Below are 21279 nucleotides of genomic sequence, written 5' to 3' on the forward strand. Positions count from 1 at the left end.
TCATGCCTCAGCTCGGCGCCCGGACGGAGCCGACCGGGCGAAGTGTTGCCCACACTCTGCCCGGAAGCCCGTACTCCCGAGGTCCTACGGGCGGTACGTACCCCAGCTGTCGTCCTCCGCGCCCCGGGTGCTGAAGTACGGGACCCGGTCGGTGAGCGCGTTCGGCAGCCGGTCACCGACCTTGCCCGCCACCGCGCCGGCCGCCTTCCCGGCCACCACTCCGGCCTGCTGCCTGGCCTTGCCGGCCACGTCCTGCACCTTGGGGTTCTGCGCCACCTGCCGGGCCGCCCCGGCGATCTGCTCGTAGCGCTTGCGGCCTGCCTTGGCGCCCAGGACGTAACCGACCCCGACCCCCACGACGAACGTCAGCTTCCACATGCTCGGTCTCCACCCTTCCTTGCGGACCCTGCCGCGTTGCCCTGCGTGCCCTACCCGTCCGGCCCGGCTGCGAACCGCCCGGCAGAAGGCGGGCCCGAGGCACCCGGGCCCGCCAGGCTCCAGCATCCCCGCCGCGCGCCCGGGTCGCCCTCCGGGCGCGCCGGGGGAGCCCGACCGGCCGTGCTCCCGGTCACTCCCGGACGGCCCCGGCGAAAGCGATTGGCGGACCACCCCCCTGAGTGCGCTAATGTATGACCCGCAGCGAGCGCCGAAGCCCGGATCACCGATCCGGACCAGGACGCAAGCTCGGTCCCGCATAGCTCAATTGGCAGAGCAGCCGACTGTTAATCGGCAGGTTATTGGTTCGAGTCCAATTGCGGGAGCGCGGAAGGGCCCAGGCCCGTCCGACACGTGCATTCCCCCATAGCTCAATTGGCAGAGCAGCCGACTGTTAATCGGCAGGTTATTGGTTCGAGTCCAATTGGGGGAGCTTCACCGGTAGTTGAGGTGAGTTGCGTAGAGCGAAGGCCCTTCGGATCGCCGAAGGGCCTTCGTGTTTTCCCGGGGCCGCCGACCGCGCTCAGGCGGTGGCGCGGCGGTAGAGCTCACTGACCCGGTGGTCGAAGGTGATGCTGTACGAGGTCCGGTCGGTGTCCCCGCCCTCCTGGTAGCCGCCGATCACGCCGACCACCTCACCGGCCCCGGTCAGCCAGGGGCTGCCGCTGGTGCCGTTGGTGTAGCCGTGGCAGTCGAAACGCTCCTGGGTGGTGCTCTGCTCGGTGGTCCGGTTGCTGCAGGTGATCGGCTCCTCGGCCTCGTGCGGGTAGCCGGTGACCGACACCGGCAGCCCGAACCCCTGGTCCGTACCGAGCCGGAACCCGCCCAGCACGTCCGCGATCTCCAGCCCGCCGATCGGCGCCACGGTGAGGAACGCCACGTCGTACTCCGGGTCCGCCCGGTCGGTCCACCCCTGGTCGACCACCACCTGGTCCACCTGCCAACTCCCGTACGGAAGCTGCCCGTTGCGATAGCCGGGCGCGAACACCAGCTTGTCCAGTCGGCCGAACGTCGGGCGCACACAGTGCGCGGCGGTCACCAGCAGATTCCGCCGCGGGCTGTCCACCACACTCGCGGTGCAGGCCCGGGGGCCGTCCTCGTCTCCGATGAACAGCATGCCGATCCGGTCCCCGGTCCGGCTCTGCGGGGCGGGCCGGGCGGACGGCATGTCGTCCGCGACCGGTGCGGTGGTGGTGCCGCTGGTGCCCTGCGCGCAGCCCGCCAGTGCCAGGACCAGTCCGAGCGCCGCGCCGTGCCGCCGTACGCGTGTCATGCCGTCCGTCCTCAGCTGCCGGGAGTGCCTGCCGGCAAGATCTACCAGCCCGGGCCGCCGGAGCGCCAGCCCTACCCCGTCGCGCGGTTGTACAGCGTCTGCACCTGGTCGCCGAAGTAGCTGCTGTACGAGATGTCGGGGGTGTCCCCGCCCTCCTGGTAGCCGCCGATCACGCCGACCACCGTGCCGGTCTTCGTGGTCGGGTCGAAGTCGGTCACCCAGGGGCTGCCGCTGGTGCCGCCGGTGTAGTCCGGGCAGTCGATCCGCAGCTGGGTCGGGCTCTGCTCGGTGGTCTTGTTGCCGCAGGTGATCGGCACCTCGCCGCTGCTCGGATACCCCGTCACCTTCACCGGCAGCTGGTACCCCTTGTTGACGCCCAGTCGGTTGGCGCCGAGCACCTGCTGCACCTGTTGGCCGTTCTGCGGCTTGACGATCGCGAAGGCCACGTCCATGTCCTGGTTGCCGTCGTCCATCCAGCTCTGGTCGACCGTGACCGAGGCCAGCGGCCACACCCCGCTGGGGGTGTCCCCCTCGCGGTAGCCGGGCACGAAGACCAGATCGCTGCGCTGACCCGCGATCGGGTCGAAGACGCAGTGCGCCGCCGTGACGATCAGGTTCTGCCCGGCGCTGTCGACCACGCTGGCGGTGCAGAAGTGGTCGCCGTCCGAGTTGTGCGTGAACACCGCGCCGACCAGGGCGTTCAGCGGGGTCGGCTTGGCGGTGCGGGTGGTGCCCGCGTGCTTGGCGATGGCGGCCTTGATCCGGTCCTTGCTCCACCCGTTCGCGGCGGCGGCCGCACTCGCGCTGCTCAGGCCGGTGCCGGTCGGGAGGGCGCTGCTACTGCTCGGCGTACTCTCCGGCGCCGCCCCCGACCCGCACCCCGCCGCCGCAAGCCCCAGGATCACCACACCGGCCGCCCACCTGCTGCGCACTGCCACCACCGCCCCTTGCGACCGGACCCACGAGCCTCCAGTCTTCGGCGGCCACGCGCCCGGAGCCCACCGCAGCTCACCCGGACGGGGAGCGCACGGCCCGCGTACTCGGATGCGCCCCCGGCGAGCACCATGACGGACCGACCGGCTATGCTGCGGAGGACGGCCCTGATGGGCCGTCTGCTGCTGCTCCGGCCCTTTGCGGCCGAAGGCACGGCGAACCGGGGCGGTAGCTCAGCCGGTTAGAGCAGGGGACTCATAATCCCTTGGTCGTGGGTTCGAGTCCCACCCGCCCCACCTATTCAGCTGTGCGGCAGTCCAGCCTTTACCTCACCCTTAACCTGCGAGAACTCTAGAGCATCCCCTCGCACATCCAAGGGCCCCGCAGCAGACTTCACCCCCTTGGGGGAAGCGCCGATATTCCGCAGGGATGCTGCTTCCCGCCGACCTGCCCGCGCCGACTACCGGGCCCTGCTGACGGACCATCAGTCCGCTCTGGTCGCTGCTGATCATCGCGATCGACGTGGTCGCGATCCCGAGCCCGAGGCCGTGCCACCCCAGAACGTGCCTCCGCGCCTGGGTCGAGAGCGGCGACCGGACCCGGGAGGCGTAGCCCCGGGTGCGGCAACGGTGACGGTGCGTGCCAATGGAGGGTAGCGGCAGTCCGGCCGCGCCTGTCCTCTTGGAGCGCCATGAGTACGCCGCCCGCGCCGCCTGGGTCGGAACCGCCCGGTGGCGCACCCGCCCCCGTCCCTTCGCCTCCGCATCGGACGGGGGCCTCGCGTGCCGGGCGGATCGCCATGAGCACCGTCTCGGCAGTGCTGATCACGCTCACCTGCATCCTCGTACCGGTCTCCCTGATCACCGTCTGGGTGCACGACATCGTCCTGGACACCGACCGGTACGTCTCGACGGTGGCGCCGCTGGCGACGGATCCCGCGATCGAGGCCGCCGCCGTCAAGCGCATCACGCAGGCCGTCGACGTCAGGGTGAACGGAAACGAGGTCACCTCGGACGTCGCGGCCTGGCTGCAGTCCCAGGGGCTGCCACCCCGGGCGGTGGCAGGGATCAAGGCGCTGGGCCCGAAGCTGGACGAGGCCGTCGACAGCGCGGTCGACAAGGCGGCCACCCGCTTCGTCCAGAGCGACAGGTTCGAGACCATCTGGACGGAGGGCAACCGCGCCGCGCACAACGCGGTCGTGCACGTGCTCACCGGCCATGGCCGTGGCGCGGTCGAGGTCAGCGGCGGCACCGTCACGCTCGACGTCGGCACCGCTGTGGAGACGGTCAAGCAGGACCTGGTGGACGCGGGGCTCGCACCGGCCGCGAAGATCCCCGAGGTGAACAAGCAGCTGGTGCTCTTCCAGTCCGACAAGCTGGACAAGATCAGGAGCCTGGCACACGCCCTGGACGTCATCGGCAACTGGCTGCCCGTGTTCACGGTGCTGCTCGGGGCGGTCGGGGTACTGCTCGCCCGCCGACGCCGCCGGGCGTTGGTGACCACCGCTCTCGGCGCGGCCGGCGCCTGCCTGGTTTTCGCGATCGGCCTGGTCCTCGTCCGTCGCTACTACCTCGACCACCTGCCCGCGCAGGTGCAGTCTCCGGAGGCGGCAGCGGCGATCTTCGACACACTGCTGCGCTTCCTGCGGATCACCATCCGTACGGTGCTGGTGCTGGGGGTGGTGGTGGCGATCGGCGCGTACCTGTCCGGGCCCGGCCGCCTGCCCCGCGCCGTTCGCGGCGTGGCCGAGCACACTGCCGACTCCGCCGCGCGCTGGGGCGGTGCCCATGGGGTGCACACCGGACCGGTCGGGACCTGGACGGCCAAGTACCGCCAGTGGCTCACCCTGGGCGTGCTGCTGGTGCTCGCACTCGTACTCGCGCTGTGGAGCTACCCGACGGTGCTGACCGTCCTGCTGCTGGTCCTCATCCTCCTCGCCGTGCTCGCGGTGCTGGCACTGCTGGCCGCGACCGGCCGGAACGGCGAGCCGACCGAGCCCGCCGAGCCCGCCGAATCCGCCGACGGGAAGTAGCCGTCGCGGTGGCCGTCAGCGGGTGAACCCGAGGGGAATTCCGCCGACGAACCCCGCCTGAGTGGCAGTCAGCCGCCATCCGGGCCGCTGCCGGGCTCGGAGCAGCGCCGGTTCCCGCTCCGGGCAGCAGCTGTTCATCCGCGATCAACCGCCCGGACCGGGGTGCCTATGCTGGGCGGATGCTGTTGCCCGCCGACCTGCCGACGCCCCTGCAGGTGCTCGACGACCCCGACTTCGCGCGGGCCGGGGTGGAGCTGCAGCTCAAGCGGGACGACCTGGCGCACCCAACGGTCCCGGGCAACAAGTGGCGCAAGCTCGCACCCAACCTGGCGTACGCGGTGGAGACCAGTGCCCGGGGGCTGCTCACCTTCGGCGGGGCGTACTCCACGCACCTGCGGGCGGTGGCGGCTGCGGCGCAGGCGCTCGGGCTGCCGAGCATCGGGGTGGTACGGGGGGACGAGCTCGCCGCAGCCCCGCGCAACTGGTCGTTGCGGGCGGCCGAGGGGTACGGGATGGAGCTACGGTTCGTCTCCCGGGCCGACTACCGCGCCCTTCTGACGGATCACCAGCCCCCGGCGCCCGGCTGGCTGGTCCTCCCCGAAGGGGGCTCCAACCCGCTGGCGGTCGAGGGGGCCGCCGCCATCCCCGCCGAGATCCCCGACCTCGGCCCGGCCGACCTGCTGGCCTGCCCGGTCGGCACCGGCGGCACGCTGGCCGGTATCGCCGCCGGTCTCCCGCATGGGGCCCGCGCGCTCGGTGTCGCGGTCCTCCGCGGCGAGGGCTACCTGGAACGCGAGGTCGCCGACCTCCACCAGGCCACCTGCGCCCGCCAGTTCACCAACTGGTCGATCGTCCACACCCACCACGGCGGCGGCTACGGCCGCCTCACCCCCGAACTCACCGCCTTCGCCGAGGAGTTCGAGCAGCGCCACGGTCTCGCCCTGGAACGTCGCTATGTCGCCAAAACCCTCCAGGCCGTCCACCACGCCGCAGTCACCCACCAGTTGACCCCGGGCACCCGCGTCACCGTCGTCATCACCGGCCTCCCCGACCCGACCTGAGGCCTGCGGCCCGGCGTCCGAGGAGAGCAGCACGAGTGGCGGGGTTCGCTGACGCTTGATCACCGGACATCCGTTCCAGCCGTCCCCCGAAGGGGCTCACCCGAAGGTCAGGTTGGAGCAGAGGTCAGCGTCGGCCGTGCGGGTGTTGTCGGTTATCCCGGTCGGGACGCCGGTGCCCGTGGGGGTCGGGGCCGGGGTGCTGGTGGGGGTGGTGGGAGACAGGTCGCGGCCGAGGGTGACGGTGAGGCCGGTGGCCGTGCGGTCGGGGTGCAGCTCGGCGGTGGGGAAGTAGCGGGCCAGCGCCTCGGCGGCGTCGAGCTGGGCGGGCGGGTAGCCGATCTGGGTGGCCTTGCGGGTGCTGGTGGGGGTGGGGCCGACGGTGACGTCGGTGTAGCCCTGGGCCTTGAGGGTCTCGGCGGTCCGGGCGGCCAGGTCCGGGGCCCGGGTGGCGTTGAGCAGCACCACGGGGGTGGTGACGGCGGGTATCGAGGGGGTCTCCGACGGGGCCGTGGTGACCAGGCCGGTTGACTGACCGTCAAGGGTGCGGTCCTGGCGGAGCAGGTTCCAGAGCTGGTCGACGTCGGGGTGGACCAGGGCGACCCGGTCGCCCTGGTAGCGCCAGGGGACGGTGACGAACTCGATGTCGGCGAGCTTGATGTCCTGGAGCGACTGGGCGAAGTCGACCAGCTTCATCGGGGTGCCGAGGCCGGGGTCGACGGTGAGCGACCTGCTCGCGGCGTCGGCCAGCGGGAGCAGGGTGGTCAGGTTGAAGCCCTGGGCCTGGACCTTCTTGATGAGCGAGGAGAGGAAGGCCTGCTGGCGCTTGATCCGGCCGATGTCGGAGCCGTCGCCGAAGCCGTGCCTGGCCCGGACGTAGTCCAGGGCGAGCTGCCCGGCGAGGGTCTGCCGGCCCTTCTCCAGGTGTATGCCGTAGGAGTCGACGGCGTTCGGCACGCAGACGTCGACTCCCTTGACCGCCTCGGTCATCGCGGCGAAGCCCTTGAAGTCGACCACGATGGTGTGGTCGATCCACAGGCCGGTGAGGGCCTCCACGGTGTTCTGCGAGCAGGCGGGGTTGCCCTGCTCGGAGCCGCCGATGGTGAAGGCGGAGTTGAACATCTGGTTGGCGCGCGGGGTGGTCCACTTGCCGTCGGCCTGCTTGCAGGGCGGGATGGTGACCAGGGTGTCGCGGGGTATCGAGACCGCGACGGCGTGCCTGCGGTCGCCGTAGACGTGCAGCAGGATCGCGGTGTCGGAGTGCCCGACGCCCTCGTCGCCGCCGCCGAGGTTGTCGTTGCCGTCGTTGCGGGTGTCCGAACCGAGCAGCAGGACGTTGACCGGCAGCCCGCCACCCACCTTGCTGGGGGTGGGGGCCGGGGGACGGCTGGTGGCGATGCCGTCGGCGTCGAAGGTGGTGAGGTTGCCGTCGAGACGGTGGTAGTACCAGGCCCCGGTGCCCGCGGTGGCCAGCACCAGGACAGCGGCCGTCGCGCCGGCGAACTTGGCCAGCCGCTTTCGGCGGGAGGCAGGCCGGATCTTCGGGTCGCTCATGAGGTCTCAGGCACTCTCTGCTGCGGCCGCTCGGCGGGCACCGTCGGGTTGCGGGGCCTGGTCGGGGCCCTCACCTCTAAGACGGTTCGGCGCGGCGGTCGGTTACACGAATGCGCAATCTAACCCGGAAGATCTGTACGAGTCGCATCGCCCCCTGTGCGACGGCCAGGGTCAGGCCCGGGGGTCGTCCTCGCCCGCGTGCTCCAGAATCCGGCGGAGCAGGTCGCGGAGCTGGGTGCGCTCCCGGTCGTCGAGCGCGGCGAGCGGCTCGCGGGCGAAGTTGAGCGACTCGCGGAGCTCCTCGGAGGCGGCGCCGCCGGAGTCGGTGGCGGCCACCAGCTTGACCCGGCGGTCCTGCGGGTCGGCCTCCCTGGTCACGAAGCCGCGGCCCTCCAGGCGGTCCACGATGCCGGTGATGTTGGACGGCTCGCAGCTCAGGGTCTGGGCGATGTGCCGCATCGGCATCGGACCGCGCCGGAGCAGGGCGAGCACCTTGGCCTGGGCGCCGGTGAGCGAACGGGCGGCGGCGGCCTCCTCGTACTCACGATGGAAGAGCGCGACCAGGCCGGCCATGAGGTCGACGACCTCGCGGGTGATCGCGTCGGTGGGCGCGGTGGCTTCCTGGGTGGGCTTCGTCTCCATGACACCAGTCTAGCTGAATATTTGACAAGGTGAACCTTTCATGTCCACGATTGCTTCAGTAGGTCAACCTTTCAGGCTCGGAACGACGAGGAGTACCGCCATGGCAGAGCAGGCGACGCCCACCACCGGCCGCGAGTGGCAGCTGGCCGCCCGCCCGGACGGCTGGCCGCAGCCGACCGACTTCGCACTGGTCGAGGCACCGGTCCGGCAGCCGGGCCCGGGTCAGATCCTGGTCCGCAACGAGTACCTCTCGGTCGACCCCTACATGCGTGGCCGGATGAACGACGTGAAGTCGTACGTCCCGCCGTTCCAGCTCGGGAAGACCATGGACGGCGGCGCGGTCGGCTACGTGGTGGCCTCCGAGGCCGAGGGCTTCCAGGTCGGCGACGCGGTGCTGCACGGGCTCGGCTGGCGCGAGTACGCCACCCTGGACGCCAAGCACGCGGTGAAGGTGGACGCCGAACTCGCCCCGCTCTCCTACTACCTGGGCGTGCTCGGGATGCCCGGCCTGACCGCGTACGCGGGCCTGCTGGAGGTGGCGAGCTTCCAGCAGGGCGACACCGTCTTCGTCTCCGGCGCGGCCGGTGCGGTCGGTTCGCTGGTCGGCCAGATCGCCAGGCTCAAGGGCGCGAAGCGGGTGATCGGCTCGGCCGGTTCGGCGGCGAAGGTGGCCACCCTGGTGGACGGTTACGGCTTCGACGCCGCCTTCAACTACAAGGACGCCCCGGTCCGCGAGCAGCTCGCGGCCGCCGCCCCGGACGGCATCGACGTCTACTTCGACAACGTCGGCGGCGACCACCTGGAGGCCGCGATCGGTGCGCTCAACGTGCACGGCCGGGCCACCCTGTGCGGCGCCATCGCGCAGTACAACGACACCACCGCCCCGTCAGGCCCGCGCAACCTGGCGCTGGCGATCGGCAAGCGGCTGCGCCTGCAGGGCATGCTGGTCAACGACCACACCGCACTCAAGGGTCAGTTCATCGCCGACATGGCCGGCTGGCTGACCAGCGGGGACCTGCGCTACGACGAGACCGTGGTGGACGGTGTGGAGAACACCGTCGACGCCTTCATCGGCCTGCTCGGCGGGGCCAACACCGGCAAGATGGTGGTCCGGCTGACCCACTGACGAACGCCCGCGCGACGCCCGGCCGTTGTGCACCGCCCCCGCCCTCCCGGGCGGGGGCGGTTTGGGTACGGGCGCGTGTGGGCCGACGTGCGGCCCCGATCCGACGGACCGTCATGCGGCGTCCCCGGCAGGGCGCTACGGTGGAACCGTCCGGGATGGGGCCGTTCGGGGGAGAGATCCCGACGAGGGGTAGACCTCGGGGTGGATCGGGCTAGCATTGGATGAAAGCTTGTCCGTTTTGCTCAACTTAATTACCTATATGTCGAATAAGTTGGGCAGCACGGGGGCAGTACCGAATCACGACAGAAGCGGCGCAACCGGCAACGGGCACGAGGCAGCTGGGGAAGGCGACCCTCGTCCACAGCCTGGAGGTCCCGGTGACGACACGTGGAGTCCTGTACATCCACTCCGCGCCCCGCGCGCTGTGCCCGCACGTCGAGTGGGCGGTGGCGGGCGTGCTCGGCGTGCGGATCAGTCTCGACTGGATCCGCCAGCCGGCCGCGCCCGGTCACTGGCGGGCCGAGCTCTCCTGGCAGGGGGAGTCCGGCATCGCCTCGCGGCTGGCATCCGCCCTGCGCGGCTGGCAGTTGATCCGCTTCGAGGTCACCAGCGAGCCCACCACGAGCACCGAGGGCGAGCGCTACAGCTCCACCCCCGCGCTCGGCATCTTCCACGCCGTCACCGGCATCCACGGCGACATCCTGATCCCCGAGGACCGGCTGCGGGCCGTGCTGCTCCGGGCCAGGAACGAGGGCACCGACCTGGAGGCGGACCTGTCCCGGCTGCTCGGCAAGCCCTGGGACGACGAGTTGGAGCCGTTCCGCTACGCGGGCGAGGGCGCCCCGGTGCGCTGGCTGCACCAGGTGGTCTGAGTGCGTCGGAAGCCCGGTACGCGGACTCGCGTACCGGGCTTCCGAGGTGTCGGACGGTCAGATGGTGCGGAAGGCCAGCACCACGTTGTGGCCGCCGAAACCGAACGAGTTGTTCAGCGCGGCGATCCGGCCCTCGGGCAGCTTGCGCGGCTCGCCCTGGACGATGTCGGCCTCGATCTCCGGGTCCGGGTCGTCCAGGTTGACGGTCGGCGGGGCCAGCCGGTGGTGCAGGGCGAGCACGGTGGCGACGGTCTCGATGCCGCCGGCGCCGCCGAGCAGGTGGCCGGTCATCGACTTGGTGGCCGAGACGGCGACGTGGTCGAGGTGCTCGCCGAGCTCCTTGCGGAGCGCCTTGATCTCGGCGAGGTCACCCTGCGGGGTGGACGTGGCGTGCGCGTTGACGTGCACGATGTCGGCCTTGTCGAGGTCGTTCTGCTCGAAGAGCTGAGCGATCGCGCGGGCCACCCCGGAGCCGGTCGGCTCGGGCTGGGCGATGTGGTGGGCGTCCGAGGAGAGACCCTGGCCGACCGCCTCGCAGTAGACCCGGGCGCCACGTGCGGCGGCGTGCTCGGCCGACTCCAGCACGACCACGCCCGCGCCCTCGCCGAGCACGAAGCCGTCGCGGGCCTTGTCGTACGGGCGGGAGGCCTGCTGCGGGTTCTCGTTGTTCTTGGACATCGCCATCATGTTGGAGAAGGCGACGATCGGCAGCGGGTGGATCGCCGCCTCGGTGCCGCCGGCCACCACGACGTCGGCGCGGCCGGTACGGATCATCTCGATCGCGTAGCCGATCGCCTCGGCGCCGGAGGCACAGGCGGAGACGGGGGTGTGCACACCAGCGCGGGCGCCGACCTCCAGGCCGACGTTGGCCGCCGGGGAGTTGGGCATCAGCATCGGGACGGTGTGCGGGGAGACCTTGCGGACGCCCTTCTCCTTCAGTACGTCGTACTGGTCGAGCAGGGTGGTCACGCCGCCGATGCCGGAGGCGATGACGGCGCCCAGGCGCTCGGGGGCGAGCTTGGAGGACTCGTCGGTGGCGGGGGTCTCGAAGCCCGCGTCGGCCCAGGCCTCGCGGGCCGCGATCAGCGCGAACTGCGCCGAGCGGTCCAGCTTGCGGGCCAGCGGGCGGGGCAGGACGTCGCCCGGTTCGACGGCGGTGCGCGCGGCGATCCGGACGGGCAGGTCGGCGGCCCACTCCTCGGTCAGGACTGCCACGCCGGAACGGCCTTCCATCAGGCCCTCCCAGAACGAGGCGGCGTCGCCGCCCAGCGGCGTGAAGGCGCCGATACCCGTGACGACCACGGTGCGGTTTTCAGCGGTCACTGGTTTCTTCTTCTCTCACGTGTGGCAGGTGGCGGCGATGCCGGGGGAGGGGTGACCGGGCGGCCGGGGTGTGCACTCCGGCCGCCCGGGCGGTCAGTTTCGAACCGACCGTGGATCAGGCGGCGTTCGCGAGGATGTAGTTCACGGCGTCGCCGACGGTCTTGAGGTTCTTGACCTCGTCGTCCGGGATCTTCACGTCGAACTTCTCCTCGGCGGCCACGACGACCTCGACCATGGAGAGCGAGTCGACGTCCAGGTCGTCAGTGAAGGACTTGTCGACCTCGACGTCCTCGACCGGGATGCCGGCGATCTCGTTGACGATGTCGGCAAGACCGGTCAGAACCTCGTCCTTGGTAGCCATACTGGCTGCTCCTCTTCGGTGTTGACAGCGACCACCCGGCGGGCCGTCGCAGGTTTGTGATGGGGCGTAGACGCCTAGGGGAGAGTAACGACTGCCGCGGCGTACACGAGACCCGCCCCGAAGCCGATGATCAACGCGAGGTCGCCACTGCGGGCCTCGCCGCTCTCCAGCATGCGTTCCATGGCCAGCGGGATGGAGGCCGCGGAGGTGTTGCCGGTCTCGGCGATGTCGCGGGCGACCGGGACCGTGGCGGGCAGCTTGAGCGCCTTGATCATGGCGTCGGTGATCCGCATGTTGGCCTGGTGCGGAATGAACGCACCGAGCTGGTCCGCGGTGATCCCGGCGGCGTCCAGCGCCTGCTGGGCCACCTTGGCCATCTCCCAGACCGCCCAGCGGAAGACCGACTGGCCCTCCATCCGCAGGGCCGGCCACTTGACCTCCTCGCCCGTCCCGTTGACCGCGTCCGCCTTGGCGAAGGCGGTGTCCCAGGCCTGGGTCTGCGAGATGACGTCCTTCTGCGCGCCGTCCGAACCCCAGATCACCTTGCCGATGCCGGGCGTGTCGGACGGGCCGACGATGGCCGCACCCGCGCCGTCACCGAAGATGAACGCGGTCGACCGGTCCGAGGTGTCGGTCAGGTCGCTGAGCCGCTCGACGCCGATCACCAGCACGTACTCGGCGCTGCCGCCGCGCACCATGCCGTCGGCCAGGCTCAGGCCGTAGCCGAAGCCCGCGCAGGCGGCGGAGATGTCGAAGGCCGGGGCGGTGCCGCAGCCGAGCCGCTGGGCGATCTCGGTGGCGATCGCCGGGGTCTGCTTGAGGTGCGAGACGGTGGCCACGATCACGCCGCCGATCTGCTCCGGGCCGATGCCGGCCTGCGCGATCGCCTTGCCGGCGGCCTGCACCGACATCTCGGCGACGCTCTCCTCCGGGCCGGCCCAGCGGCGCTCGGTGATCCCGCTGCGGGAGCGGATCCACTCGTCCGAGGACTCGATCCAGTTCAGGACCTCGGAGTTGGGGATCACCCGAACGGGGCGGTAGCCGCCGACACCGTGGATGCGCGCGAACGCGGCACCGGTGGACGACTGGATCTGAGGTGATGTCATGCGTCCTGCTCCTGCCCGCCGTGCTCCTCGATCAGGGCACGCGCCTTGTCGAGGTCGGCCGGGGTCTTGAGGGCCAGCGTCGCGACACCCTTGACGTTGCGCTTGACCAGGTTGGTGAGGGTGCCGGCCGGGGAGAGCTCGATGACGGCGGTGGCACCGAGCTGCTGCAGGGTCTCCATGCAGAGGTCCCAGCGGACCGGGTTGGAGACCTGGGAGACCAGGCGGTCCAGCACCTCGGTACCGGACTGTACGACCTCACCGTCCTTGTTGGACAGGTACCCGACCTTCGGGTCATGGACCGTCAGGGTCGGCGCCAGCTTGGCCAGTCGCTCCACGCCCGGAGCCATGTGCTCGGTGTGGAAGGCGCCGGCCACCTTGAGCGCGATCACCCGGGACCCGGCCGGCGGGTCGGCCTTCAGGGCCGCCAGCTGGTCCAGCGTGCCGGCCGCGACCAGCTGGCCGCCGCCGTTGTTGTTGGCCGCGGTCAGGCCGTGCTCGGCCAGCTTCGCGGCGACGATCTCGGGGTCGCCGCCCAGCAGGGCGGTCATCCCGGTGGCCGTCACGGCGGCTGCCTCGGCCATCGCCAGGCTGCGTTCGCGGACGAAGACCAGCGCCTCCTCGACGCTGAGCACTCCGGCCAGCACGGCGGCGGTGATCTCACCGACGCTGTGGCCGGCGACCGCGGCGAACGGGCCTCCGGTGGGAGCGCCGAACAGCTCGGTGGCGGTGAGCAGGCCCGCAGCGACCAGCAGCGGCTGGGCGACGGCGGTGTCCTTGATCTCCTCCTCGGAGCCCTCGGTCCCGTACCGGACCAGGTCGAGACCGGCCACGTCGGACCAGGCCTTCAACCGGTCGGCGGCGCCGTCCAGCTCAAGCCAGGCGTTGAGGAATCCGGGGGTCTGGGCACCCTGTCCAGGGGCGACGATTACGAGCACGGTTCAACCCTCTCTCGCCAGGCACCCGAGGGCGGGTAGGCGACGGTAACGAAGAAAAGCACGCCGGATTGTGGAATCCCTACAGCGTGTCAGTCATGAGTGGTGGCCGAGCCGAGTCGGCCCAGGGCCAGCGCGATCCGCAGTGTGAAGGCCGAACGCACGTCGGACGGAGCATAGCCGGTGACGTCGGTCACACGTCGAAGCCGGTAGCGCACGGTGTTTGGGTGAACGAAGAGCATCCGAGCGGCGCCCTCCAGCGAGGAGGCCTGCTCCAGATAGACACTCAACGTCTCCAGGAGTGCCGACCCGGCCTCGTCCAGCGGTGTGTAGATCTCCTCCACCAACTGCTGCCGGGCCGCCTGGTCCCCGGCCAGCGCCCGCTCGGGCAGCAGATCGTCCGCCAGCACCGGGCGCGGGGCGTCCGGCCAGGCCGCACAGGCCTTCAGCCCGGCCGCCGCCGCATGCGCGGACCTGGTCGCCGAGAGCAGGTCGCCGACGGTCGGGCCGACCACCACCGGTCCTGGCGCGAACTGTCCGATCAGCGCCCGGGCGGCGTGCACCGGCTCCTTGTCGCCGCCGACCACCACCACCAGACGCTTGCCCAGCACCCCGGTCAGCACGTGCAGCTTGGCGTATCTGGCGGCCCGTCGGATCGCCTCCACCACCAGCTCGCTGTCGCCGTCCGGGGCACTGCCCATCACCACCCGGACCTGGCTCGGCTGGCCCCAGCCGAGCGCGGCCGCCCGGGACAGCACGCCCTCGTCCGCGTCACCGGAGAGCAGCGAGTTGACCACCAGCGCCTCCAGCCGGGCGTCCCAGGCGCCGCGCGCCTCGGCCGCCTGGGCGTACACCTGCGCGGTGGCGAAGGCGATCTCCCGGGCGTAGACCAGCACCGACTCGCGCATGCCCGCCTCGTCGCCGGGCGCGGCCACCTCGTCGATGGCCTCCTCCATCACCTCGATCGTGGTGCGGATCAGCTCCACGGTCTGCCGGAGCGTGATGGCTCTGGTCAGCTCGCGCGGGGCGGTGCCGAACACGTCGGTGGAGATCGCCTGCGGGGCGTCCGGGTGCCGGTACCACTCGGTGAACGCGGCGATACCGGCCTGGGCGACCAGACCGATCCAGGACCGGTGCTCCGGCGGCATCCGCCGGTACCAGCCCAGTTGGTCGTCCATCCGGGTGATCGCGGCGGTGGCCAGCTTGCCCGAGGACTTCTCCAGGCGCTTGAGCGTGGCAGCCCGCAGCTCGGCCCGCTCGGTGGCCAGCCTGCGCTCCTGCGCGGTCAGCCGACTGCCCCGCCGGGGCTTCGGCTGCTCGGGCTGCTTGGCAGCCGCGGTGGCCTGCTCGGCCGCGGTCTTCTTGTCGGAACTCGCTGAAGCGGATGGCACAGGGACAAGACTGCCTCACGTACGGCGCAGCTCGTACCCGCCCCCGCCGATCGGACCGGTGGCCCACGTCACACCGACCCCGCTGCGGCCTCCCCGAAGCCGCTGCGCTTTGGCATTACGGTGGCCCCGTGACCGAAGCCGCCACCCGCGCCCGCGCCGACCTGCGCCGGGCCTCCGAACGCTACCGATCCACCCCGGCCGAGGGCATCGACACCCGGCACGCGTTCTCCTTCTCCGGCCACTACGACCCGAAGAACGTCCACTTCGGCGCGCTGCTGGCGGTCAACGAGGAGACCCTCGCCCCCGGCGCCGGCTACGACGAACACAAGCACCGGGACACCGAGATCCTCACCTGGGTGCTGTCCGGCGCCCTCGCCCACCGGGACGGCCACGGGCACGCGGGCGTGGTCCGGCCCGGCATGGTGCAGTGGCAGAGCGCGGGCTCGGGGATCACCCACACCGAACGCAACGTCGGCGGCGCGGCGGAGCCGGTCCGCTTCGTCCAGATGTGGCTGCAGCCGGACACCTTCGACGCACCGCCGGCCTATGGCTTGCGGCGGGTCGAGCGGGCGGCGGAGGGCCTGACGCTGCTCGCCTCCGGGCTGGAGCGGGACGTCTCCTCGGAGGCGCTGCGGCTGCGGCGCAGCGACGCGGCGCTCTGGCTGGTCACGGCCGGGCCCTGGGAGCCGCTCCCTTCGCTGCCCGAAGCGCCGTTCCGCTACGTGCATCTGACGGCGGGTTCGCTGGGGTACCGGACGGTGCCCGGGCCGCAGGGCGGCGGGCGGTCGATGGACCCGGGCGACAGCGTCCGGGCCACCGGCGACGCCTTCGCCGACCCCACGGCGGGGGCCGACGGCGTCGAGCTGCTGCTCTGGGAGATGCACTCGCCCGTCGCGTACGGCTGACTCTTCGTCACCACCCCGGTGGTCAGGGCGGGGGACGGCGTGGTTCGCGGTCTTCCGCCGTGCCGGGCAATTCCTTGAACTCGATCACCAGGGAGCCCCAGCGACGCATCCGGGCGCCGGCAGCGGGGTGCTGGGCGGTGACCACCCAGACTCCTGGCCAGGTCAGTGCTCCGACGGGCGGGCCATCCGGGTCGCCGGTGGCGAGTGCCAGGCCCGCGTTCGATGCGACGGTACGTGCGTGGGGCAGGAGCAGCCCGACGATGTCGGGAACCGTCACCCTGGGGGAGTTGCTGGGGCCGATCCATGTCATGTCACCCTCCGGGGTCCAGCGTCTCGCTGATCCGCGGAGGAGAGAAGCCCTTGACTGAGCGCCCCTGCAAAATGTTCTACGCGAGCTCGGCGAGGACCGCGTCCGTGAAGGTCGGCCAGACCTCTGCGGCCCACGGCCCGAAGTCGCGGTCGGTGAGCGCGATGCAGGCGACGCCCGCCGCCGGGTCGACCCAGAGGAAGGTGCCGGACTGGCCGAAGTGGCCGAAGGTGCCGGGGGAGCTGTGGGTGCCGGTCCAGTGCGGGGACTTCTCGCCGCGGATCTCGAAGCCGAGGCCCCAGTCGTTCGGTCGGCGGTGGCCGAAGCCGGGGAGGACGCCGCCCAGGCCGGGCCAAGCCACCTCGCGGGTGGCGGCGTGCACGGTGGAGGGGTCGAGCAGCCGGGGGGCCTGGAGCTCGGCGGCGAACCGGGCCAGGTCGGCGACGGTGGAGAGGCCGCCGGCGCCGGCCGGGGTCCGGTGGGCGGTGTTGATCAGGGTGGAGGTCATCCCGAGCGGGGCGAAGACCGCCTCCTCGGCGTACTGGGCGAAGTTGATCCCGGACGCCTTGGTCAGGGCGTCCGCCAGCACGTCGAACCCGGCGTTGGAGTAGAGCCGCCGCTCACCGGGCGGGGCCATCACCCGGTGCTCGTCGAAGGCAAGACCGGAGGTGTGCGCGAGCAGGTGACGGATCGTCGAACCCTCGGGCCCGGCCGGGTCGTCCAGTTCGAAGACGCCTTCCTCGACCGCGACCAGCACCGCGTACGCGGTGAGCGGCTTGGTCACCGACGCCAGCGGGAAGAGCTGGTCCTGCGGCCCGGCCGCACCCAGCACCGTCCCGTCACTGCCTCGCACCACCGCAGCCGCCGCCGTGGGCACCGGCCAGTCCTCGATCATCCGCAAGCTCTGCATGGCCCCGACTCTAACGACTCGCCCGGTCGCCCCGGAGTGCCGGGCTTGCCTAGAGTGCGCTCCAAGTCAGTAGCTTCGTGAACGTCACTTCCACCGGGGGTATCACCGTGACCACGACCGCAGCACCGAACCTGCTCAACTGCGGCGCCCACTCCGGCGTCGCGATCGAGACCGCCGACCGTTCGGGCCGGCACACCATCAGCGAGATGGTGGCCAGTACGGGCCTGAGCGCGCACACGCTGCGCTGGTACGAGCGGATCGGCCTGCTCGATCCGGTCGACCGCTCGCACTCGGGGCAGCGCCGGTACAGCGACGCCGACGTCCGGCGACTGGAGTTCCTCGGCCGGCTGCGACTGACCGGGATGTCGGTCGCGGACATGCTGCGCTACGTCGAGCTGGTCCGGGAGGGTGAGCACACCCTGGCGGACCGGCGGGATCTGCTGGTGGCCCACCGCGAGGAGGTCCGGCTGAGGCTCGCGGACCTGCACGCGACCCTGGCGGTCCTCGACTACAAGATCGACCTCTACGGCGACACCCTCGAAACCCTCGAATCCTCCGAAGCACTCGAAGGCAGGAGCACAGAATGCGTCTCCCCACCGTCCCCCTCGGCCGCAGCGGCGAGCTGATCGGAGCCCAGGGTCTCGGCTGCATGGGCATGTCCGAGTTCTACGGCCCGACCGACACCGCCGAGGCCCTGGCCACCCTGGACGCCGCACTCGAAGCGGGCGTCACGCTGTTCGACACCGCCGACATCTACGGCTCCGGTGCCAACGAAGAGCTGGTCGGCCCGTTCGTCCGGGCCAACCGCGACCGGGTGGTGCTGGCCACCAAGTTCGCCATCGAGCGCCGCGCCGACGACCCGACCTACCGGGCCGTCCGCAACGACCCCGCCTACATCCGTACCGCCGTGGACGCCTCGCTGCGCCGCCTCGGCATCGACGTGATCGACCTCTACTACATGCACCGGCGCGACCCGGCCGTGCCGCTGGCCGAGTCGGTCGGCGCGATGGCCGAGCTGGTCCAGGCGGGCAAGGTGCGGCAGTTGGGCCTCTCCGAGGTGACCGGGGACGAGCTGCGCGAGGCGTACGCGGTGCACCCGATCGCGGCCCTGCAGTCCGAGTGGTCGCTGTTCTCCCGGGACGTCGAGCGCACCGCCGTTCCGGCCGCCGCCGAACTGGGCGTCACCTTCGTGCCGTACTCGCCGCTCGGCCGGGGCTTCCTGACCGGTTCCTTCGCCGCCGCCGAGCAGCTGACGGAGGGTGACTACCGGCGCTACCACCCGCAGTTCAGCGGCCCGAACGCCGCCGCCAACGCGCCCCTGGTCGCCCCGATCCAGAAGATCGCCGCCAACCGCGGCGTCACCGCAGCCCAGATCGCCCTCGCCTGGGTCCACCAGCGCGCCGAGGTGCACGGCCTCACCGTCGTCCCCATCCCGGGCACCCGCAAGCGCACCCGCCTGGCCGAGAACACGGCCGCAGCCACCCTGCACCTCACCCCGGCCGAACTCGCCGTCCTGGAGCCGATCGCCGCCCAGGTCACCGGCAACCGCTACGCCGACATGAGCTCCACCTCGGCGGGCCGCGAGTAGCCCGGCGGGCGCTCCGGGCTCAGCCGTCAGGGGCTCGGGGAACTGCGACGCAGACCTCGGAGCAGGTGATCCGTCCGTGGGTGGTCAGGCACTTACGTCCGTGACCCGCACGCCAGATCTCCTCGCCCATGCGGCGGAGCCGCAAGTCAGCAGAGCCCCGAGCCCCTGGATTGTGCAACCTCGGGCCCTGCAAAAAGCTGAGCGCCTGCCTACGGCGCAGCAGGCTCCAGGTGCCACCACTGCGCTGGGGTGTCGAGGTCCTCCCACTGGCGGGCGGTGTCGTCGTCGGCGACCTCGAGGGTGAGGCCGCTGACGAAGCTGACCAGGTTGTAGGTGCCGGGGGTGTCGACGTGCTGCTCCAGGAGCCATTCCTGGGCGCCGAAGCCGTTCGGGCCCCAGAGTTGGAGCGGTACGCCGTTGTCGGTGCGGGCGCCGGTGACGTCGAGGCGTTTGCCGCTGCCCTCGCTCTCCAGGTGGTAGAGGCCACCGCCGGGGTGCACGGCGGTGATCCGCCAGAGCTGCCCGGCGGAGCCGTCGGCCGGGCTCTGCCGGATCTTGGCGCCGCTGCGCTGCTTGTCGCCCGCGACTGCCAGCAGCTGCCCGCTGCCGACGTTGCGCAGGCGGTACAGCCCCTCCTGAATCACCGTCACCTCAACTACCAGCCTTCCGTAGGTCCCGAAGGGTCCACCGTAGGCCCGGTCACTGACGGGTACTGCCGCGCCGTCAGCTCGGCCGCCCAGGCGGTGCCGATCGCGGCGAGGAGGGCGGCGGACAGCGGGTACAACAGCGGCAGACGGAGCGGCTCGTCCAGGTCGATCGGCAGCACCTCGTACACCAGCAGGTACGGCGCGGGCAGCACCCAGAGGAAGCCCGCCACGGCCGCACCGACCCGGTGCAGGACGAATCGCCGGGGCAGCCAGGAGAGCAGGCTGCCGCCCACGTACAGCAGGCCGCCGCCGAGGCAGGCCCCCATGACCAGGCCGACCAGGATCAGGTAGGGGTCCGGCAGGATGGTCAGGACCAGGCCGACTCCCCAGAGTGCTCCGGCGGCCAGCCCGGCCAGGGCCATCCGGTTGGGGAGGGTGATCCGCCAGTGCTCCGGGTTCGTCGGGCTGGGAGCGGAGACGGCGGCTGGTGTCATCCGGGCGTTCACCTTCGTCGGTTCGGTGCAGGACCGAGTCGGTGCGCCGGGCCCTGCCAAGGTGCAGACGTCCGGCCGTCACGCGTGGTTCTCAGCTGCGGGCGGCCCGGGTCACGTCGGCGTAGTCGCCGAGGGCGATGTCGGCGAAGTTGCGCAGGCTGGCGGTGCCTTCGGCGAGGTAGCCGGTGTGGCCGTCGGCGCCGGCCGAGGAGAGTTTGGTGGCGCCGAAGGCGGCGGAGGTGGGGTCGGTGCCGTGGCCGAGGCCGCCGACCTCCAGGTAGGGGACGTTGCCGATCCAGTCGGTGGGGTTGCGGGCGGCCCAGACCCGGACGCCGGTGCCGAGGTCGGCGGCGTCGGCCACGCCCATTCCGGGGCTGCCGAAGACCACCAGGTCGGTGGGGGCGGAGTCGTGGATACCGGGAGCGGCGGTGCCGCAGACCACGGTCCCGTACGAGTGGCAGAACAGGGCCGGCGGCGTGACCGGGTCGCTAGTGACGGCGAGGCCGGAGAGCAGGCGGGCCAGCCGGGGGGCGGCGGCCTGGGCGAGCCGGTCGGTGACCGCGTCGGGGCCGAGGCCGTCGGGGGTGACGTAGCCGGTCCAGGCGATCACGGCGGTACGGGTGCCGGCCGCGTGGCGGTGCTCCTCGGCGTACAGGGCGCGGCCCATCCCGGCGGGGGAGCGGAGCGGGTCGACAGCCTGGTCGAAGTGGCCGAGGTCGGCGTCCGAGCCCGGCACCAGGACGGCCACCCGCTGAGCGGTCGTCAGGTCTCCGTACACCTCGCTGACCAGGCCCCGGCCGCGCGGGTCGAAGGCCAGGATCTGGCGCTCGGGGGCGAGCAGGTGGTCGCTGTCGTTGCCCCTGGCCTCGGCCAGCGCGCGGGTGTCGGCGTCCAGCCGCGGGTCGGCGGCGCGGGCCCGGGCCCGGTCGCGTTCGGCGGCGATCGCCAGCCGGTTGGCCCGGTAGCGGAGCTGGAGCGGGGCGCCGTCCAGGTTGCCGACCACCAGCGGGTAGTCGGTGACCAGCCGGTCGGTCTGGGCGGCGGTGAGCCCGGCGAAGAAGGCGGCCACACTGCGGGCGTCGGCGGTCGCCGGGTCGGGCAGGGCGCGGCCGAGCGAGTGGTCGGCGACCCACCGGTCGCTGCCGGCCGGGGGCGTGGTGATGGCGAGCTGTTCGCTGCCCACGGCGGCCTGCGCAGCGGCGGCGCCGGTGTCGACCAGCACCACGGTGGTGGCGAAGAGGCCTATCAGCAGGCGCTTGATCCGCCTGCGACGCTGCACGGAGCGCTCGTTCTGCTGCGGCAACTGGTCACCATCCTTCGAGGCCCGCGTAGGTGTACCCCCGCCGACAACTGCCAGCCAGCGTATGGGCTGGGGAGGTAGGGCGTGCCT

Annotated in this window: 22 protein-coding genes and 3 tRNA genes; 10 read left to right on the forward strand and 15 right to left on the reverse strand. The window is 71.7% G+C overall.

All coding sequences use genetic code 11. The annotated features are described in order from the left end of the window. Positions 1-84: 84 nt before the first annotated feature. Positions 85-378 (reverse strand): hypothetical protein, encoded by a 294-nt coding sequence (locus ASC99_RS32295; protein WP_057238766.1) that lies wholly within the window; start codon positions 376-378, stop codon positions 85-87. 310 nt (positions 379-688) lie between these two features. On the opposite strand from ASC99_RS32295, the gene ASC99_RS32300 reads away from it, so the two are divergent. Together ASC99_RS32300 and ASC99_RS32305 are read left to right on the forward strand one after the other, a co-directional pair. Further along, positions 689-761 (forward strand) — tRNA-Asn (locus ASC99_RS32300). A gap of 34 nt (positions 762-795) precedes the next feature. Next, a tRNA-Asn gene (locus tag ASC99_RS32305) sits at positions 796-868 on the forward strand. A gap of 90 nt (positions 869-958) precedes the next feature. Here the strand turns inward: ASC99_RS32305 and ASC99_RS32310 are convergent. After that, positions 959-1708, reverse strand: a complete 750-nt coding sequence (locus ASC99_RS32310) for a serine protease (RefSeq protein WP_057238768.1) — start codon at positions 1706-1708, stop codon at positions 959-961. A gap of 71 nt (positions 1709-1779) precedes the next feature. Beyond that, the gene (locus tag ASC99_RS32315; protein WP_235502870.1) at positions 1780-2646 is read right to left on the reverse strand and encodes a serine protease; all 867 of its coding nucleotides are present in this window, start codon (positions 2644-2646) and stop codon (positions 1780-1782) included. Between the two features lie 217 nt (positions 2647-2863). Between ASC99_RS32315 and ASC99_RS32320 the strand changes: the two genes are divergently transcribed. The 3 genes from ASC99_RS32320 (at position 2864) to ASC99_RS32330 (ending at position 5734) form a co-directional block, all read left to right on the forward strand. Continuing rightward, positions 2864-2937 (forward strand) — tRNA-Ile (locus ASC99_RS32320). Positions 2938-3440: 503 nt separating this feature from the next. Next, entirely contained in the window at positions 3441-4673 is a 1233-nt protein-coding gene (locus ASC99_RS32325; RefSeq protein ID WP_057238771.1) for a hypothetical protein, read from the forward strand. A 179-nt stretch (positions 4674-4852) separates the two neighbouring features. Beyond that, entirely contained in the window at positions 4853-5734 is an 882-nt protein-coding gene (locus ASC99_RS32330; RefSeq protein WP_057238773.1) for a 1-aminocyclopropane-1-carboxylate deaminase/D-cysteine desulfhydrase, read from the forward strand. A gap of 96 nt (positions 5735-5830) precedes the next feature. On the opposite strand, the gene ASC99_RS32335 is transcribed toward ASC99_RS32330, so the two are convergent. Both ASC99_RS32335 and ASC99_RS32340 read right to left on the reverse strand, forming a co-directional pair. Next, positions 5831-7285 (reverse strand): LCP family protein, encoded by a 1455-nt coding sequence (locus ASC99_RS32335; protein ID WP_082598810.1) that lies wholly within the window; start codon positions 7283-7285, stop codon positions 5831-5833. A gap of 171 nt (positions 7286-7456) precedes the next feature. Continuing rightward, positions 7457-7927: a MarR family winged helix-turn-helix transcriptional regulator gene (locus ASC99_RS32340; protein ID WP_057238775.1), complete on the reverse strand. Its 471-nt coding sequence runs from the start codon at positions 7925-7927 to the stop codon at positions 7457-7459. Positions 7928-8027: 100 nt separating this feature from the next. On the opposite strand from ASC99_RS32340, the gene ASC99_RS32345 reads away from it, so the two are divergent. Both ASC99_RS32345 and ASC99_RS32350 read left to right on the forward strand, forming a co-directional pair. Continuing rightward, complete coding sequence (locus ASC99_RS32345; RefSeq protein ID WP_057238777.1) at positions 8028-9053, forward strand: NADP-dependent oxidoreductase; 1026 nt, start codon at positions 8028-8030, stop codon at positions 9051-9053. Positions 9054-9430: 377 nt separating this feature from the next. Then, positions 9431-9925 carry a DUF3145 domain-containing protein gene (locus ASC99_RS32350; RefSeq protein WP_057238779.1) on the forward strand — a complete coding sequence of 165 codons (495 nt, stop codon included), beginning with the start codon at positions 9431-9433 and terminating at the stop codon, positions 9923-9925. A gap of 57 nt (positions 9926-9982) precedes the next feature. On the opposite strand, the gene fabF is transcribed toward ASC99_RS32350, so the two are convergent. The 5 genes from fabF to ASC99_RS32375 form a co-directional block, all read right to left on the reverse strand. Further along, positions 9983-11248: a beta-ketoacyl-ACP synthase II gene (fabF, locus tag ASC99_RS32355; RefSeq protein ID WP_057238780.1), complete on the reverse strand. Its 1266-nt coding sequence runs from the start codon at positions 11246-11248 to the stop codon at positions 9983-9985. 115 nt (positions 11249-11363) lie between these two features. Further along, entirely contained in the window at positions 11364-11609 is a 246-nt protein-coding gene (locus tag ASC99_RS32360; protein WP_057238782.1) for an acyl carrier protein, read from the reverse strand. A gap of 74 nt (positions 11610-11683) precedes the next feature. Then, entirely contained in the window at positions 11684-12715 is a 1032-nt protein-coding gene (locus tag ASC99_RS32365) for a beta-ketoacyl-ACP synthase III (RefSeq protein WP_057238784.1), read from the reverse strand. Next, on the reverse strand, positions 12712-13650 hold the full coding sequence (locus ASC99_RS32370; protein WP_057238786.1) for an ACP S-malonyltransferase: 939 nt from the start codon (positions 13648-13650) through the stop codon (positions 12712-12714). Before ASC99_RS32370 ends, ASC99_RS32365 begins: the two co-directional genes overlap by 4 nt. A gap of 89 nt (positions 13651-13739) precedes the next feature. Continuing rightward, a complete protein-coding gene (locus ASC99_RS32375; RefSeq protein WP_063857264.1) occupies positions 13740-14936 on the reverse strand; it encodes a CdaR family transcriptional regulator in 1197 nt (398 codons plus the stop codon). Between the two features lie 230 nt (positions 14937-15166). Here ASC99_RS32375 and ASC99_RS32380 point away from each other — a divergent pair, with 230 nt between their 5' ends. Continuing rightward, a complete protein-coding gene (locus tag ASC99_RS32380) occupies positions 15167-15943 on the forward strand; it encodes a pirin family protein (protein WP_057238788.1) in 777 nt (258 codons plus the stop codon). 22 nt (positions 15944-15965) lie between these two features. Here the strand turns inward: ASC99_RS32380 and ASC99_RS32385 are convergent, their stop codons facing one another. Then, positions 15966-16253: a PASTA domain-containing protein gene (locus tag ASC99_RS32385; RefSeq protein ID WP_057238790.1), complete on the reverse strand. Its 288-nt coding sequence runs from the start codon at positions 16251-16253 to the stop codon at positions 15966-15968. Positions 16254-16329: 76 nt separating this feature from the next. Further along, positions 16330-17160 carry a serine hydrolase gene (locus tag ASC99_RS32390; protein WP_057238792.1) on the reverse strand — a complete coding sequence of 277 codons (831 nt, stop codon included), beginning with the start codon at positions 17158-17160 and terminating at the stop codon, positions 16330-16332. A 101-nt stretch (positions 17161-17261) separates the two neighbouring features. On the opposite strand from ASC99_RS32390, the gene ASC99_RS36805 reads away from it, so the two are divergent. Together ASC99_RS36805 and ASC99_RS32400 are read left to right on the forward strand one after the other, a co-directional pair. Continuing rightward, positions 17262-17786: a MerR family transcriptional regulator gene (locus tag ASC99_RS36805; RefSeq protein WP_369824373.1), complete on the forward strand. Its 525-nt coding sequence runs from the start codon at positions 17262-17264 to the stop codon at positions 17784-17786. Beyond that, positions 17744-18748 carry an aldo/keto reductase gene (locus ASC99_RS32400; RefSeq protein ID WP_057238794.1) on the forward strand — a complete coding sequence of 335 codons (1005 nt, stop codon included), beginning with the start codon at positions 17744-17746 and terminating at the stop codon, positions 18746-18748. Before ASC99_RS36805 ends, ASC99_RS32400 begins: the two co-directional genes overlap by 43 nt. Before the next feature lie 209 nt (positions 18749-18957). Here ASC99_RS32400 and ASC99_RS32405 read toward each other — a convergent pair whose 3' ends face one another. The 3 genes from ASC99_RS32405 to ASC99_RS32410 form a co-directional block, all read right to left on the reverse strand. Continuing rightward, positions 18958-19398: an RICIN domain-containing protein gene (locus ASC99_RS32405; RefSeq protein WP_235502871.1), complete on the reverse strand. Its 441-nt coding sequence runs from the start codon at positions 19396-19398 to the stop codon at positions 18958-18960. A gap of 5 nt (positions 19399-19403) precedes the next feature. Continuing rightward, on the reverse strand, positions 19404-19889 hold the full coding sequence (locus tag ASC99_RS39575) for a hypothetical protein (RefSeq protein ID WP_162257945.1): 486 nt from the start codon (positions 19887-19889) through the stop codon (positions 19404-19406). A gap of 91 nt (positions 19890-19980) precedes the next feature. Beyond that, on the reverse strand, positions 19981-21192 hold the full coding sequence (locus tag ASC99_RS32410; protein WP_057238796.1) for an alpha/beta hydrolase: 1212 nt from the start codon (positions 21190-21192) through the stop codon (positions 19981-19983). Between the last annotated feature and the right edge of the window lie 87 nt (positions 21193-21279).

Origin of the sequence: Kitasatospora sp. Root107, from assembly GCF_001424875.1 — a bacterium.
Taxonomy (GTDB): domain Bacteria; phylum Actinomycetota; class Actinomycetes; order Streptomycetales; family Streptomycetaceae; genus Kitasatospora.

Coding starts and splice junctions, on each gene's coding strand:
- ASC99_RS32295 (WP_057238766.1), bottom strand. CDS start 378: ATGTGGAAGCTGACGTTCGTCGTGGGGGTCGGGGTCGGTTACGTCCTG.
- ASC99_RS32310 (WP_057238768.1), bottom strand. CDS start 1,708: ATGACACGCGTACGGCGGCACGGCGCGGCGCTCGGACTGGTCCTGGCA.
- ASC99_RS32325 (WP_057238771.1), top strand. CDS start 3,441: ATGAGCACCGTCTCGGCAGTGCTGATCACGCTCACCTGCATCCTCGTA.
- ASC99_RS32330 (WP_057238773.1), top strand. CDS start 4,853: ATGCTGTTGCCCGCCGACCTGCCGACGCCCCTGCAGGTGCTCGACGAC.
- ASC99_RS32335 (WP_082598810.1), bottom strand. CDS start 7,285: ATGAGCGACCCGAAGATCCGGCCTGCCTCCCGCCGAAAGCGGCTGGCC.
- ASC99_RS32340 (WP_057238775.1), bottom strand. CDS start 7,927: ATGGAGACGAAGCCCACCCAGGAAGCCACCGCGCCCACCGACGCGATC.
- ASC99_RS32345 (WP_057238777.1), top strand. CDS start 8,028: ATGGCAGAGCAGGCGACGCCCACCACCGGCCGCGAGTGGCAGCTGGCC.
- ASC99_RS32360 (WP_057238782.1), bottom strand. CDS start 11,609: ATGGCTACCAAGGACGAGGTTCTGACCGGTCTTGCCGACATCGTCAAC.
- ASC99_RS32365 (WP_057238784.1), bottom strand. CDS start 12,715: ATGACATCACCTCAGATCCAGTCGTCCACCGGTGCCGCGTTCGCGCGC.
- ASC99_RS32385 (WP_057238790.1), bottom strand. CDS start 16,253: ATGACATGGATCGGCCCCAGCAACTCCCCCAGGGTGACGGTTCCCGAC.
- ASC99_RS32390 (WP_057238792.1), bottom strand. CDS start 17,160: ATGCAGAGCTTGCGGATGATCGAGGACTGGCCGGTGCCCACGGCGGCG.
- ASC99_RS32400 (WP_057238794.1), top strand. CDS start 17,744: ATGCGTCTCCCCACCGTCCCCCTCGGCCGCAGCGGCGAGCTGATCGGA.
- ASC99_RS39575 (WP_162257945.1), bottom strand. CDS start 19,889: ATGACACCAGCCGCCGTCTCCGCTCCCAGCCCGACGAACCCGGAGCAC.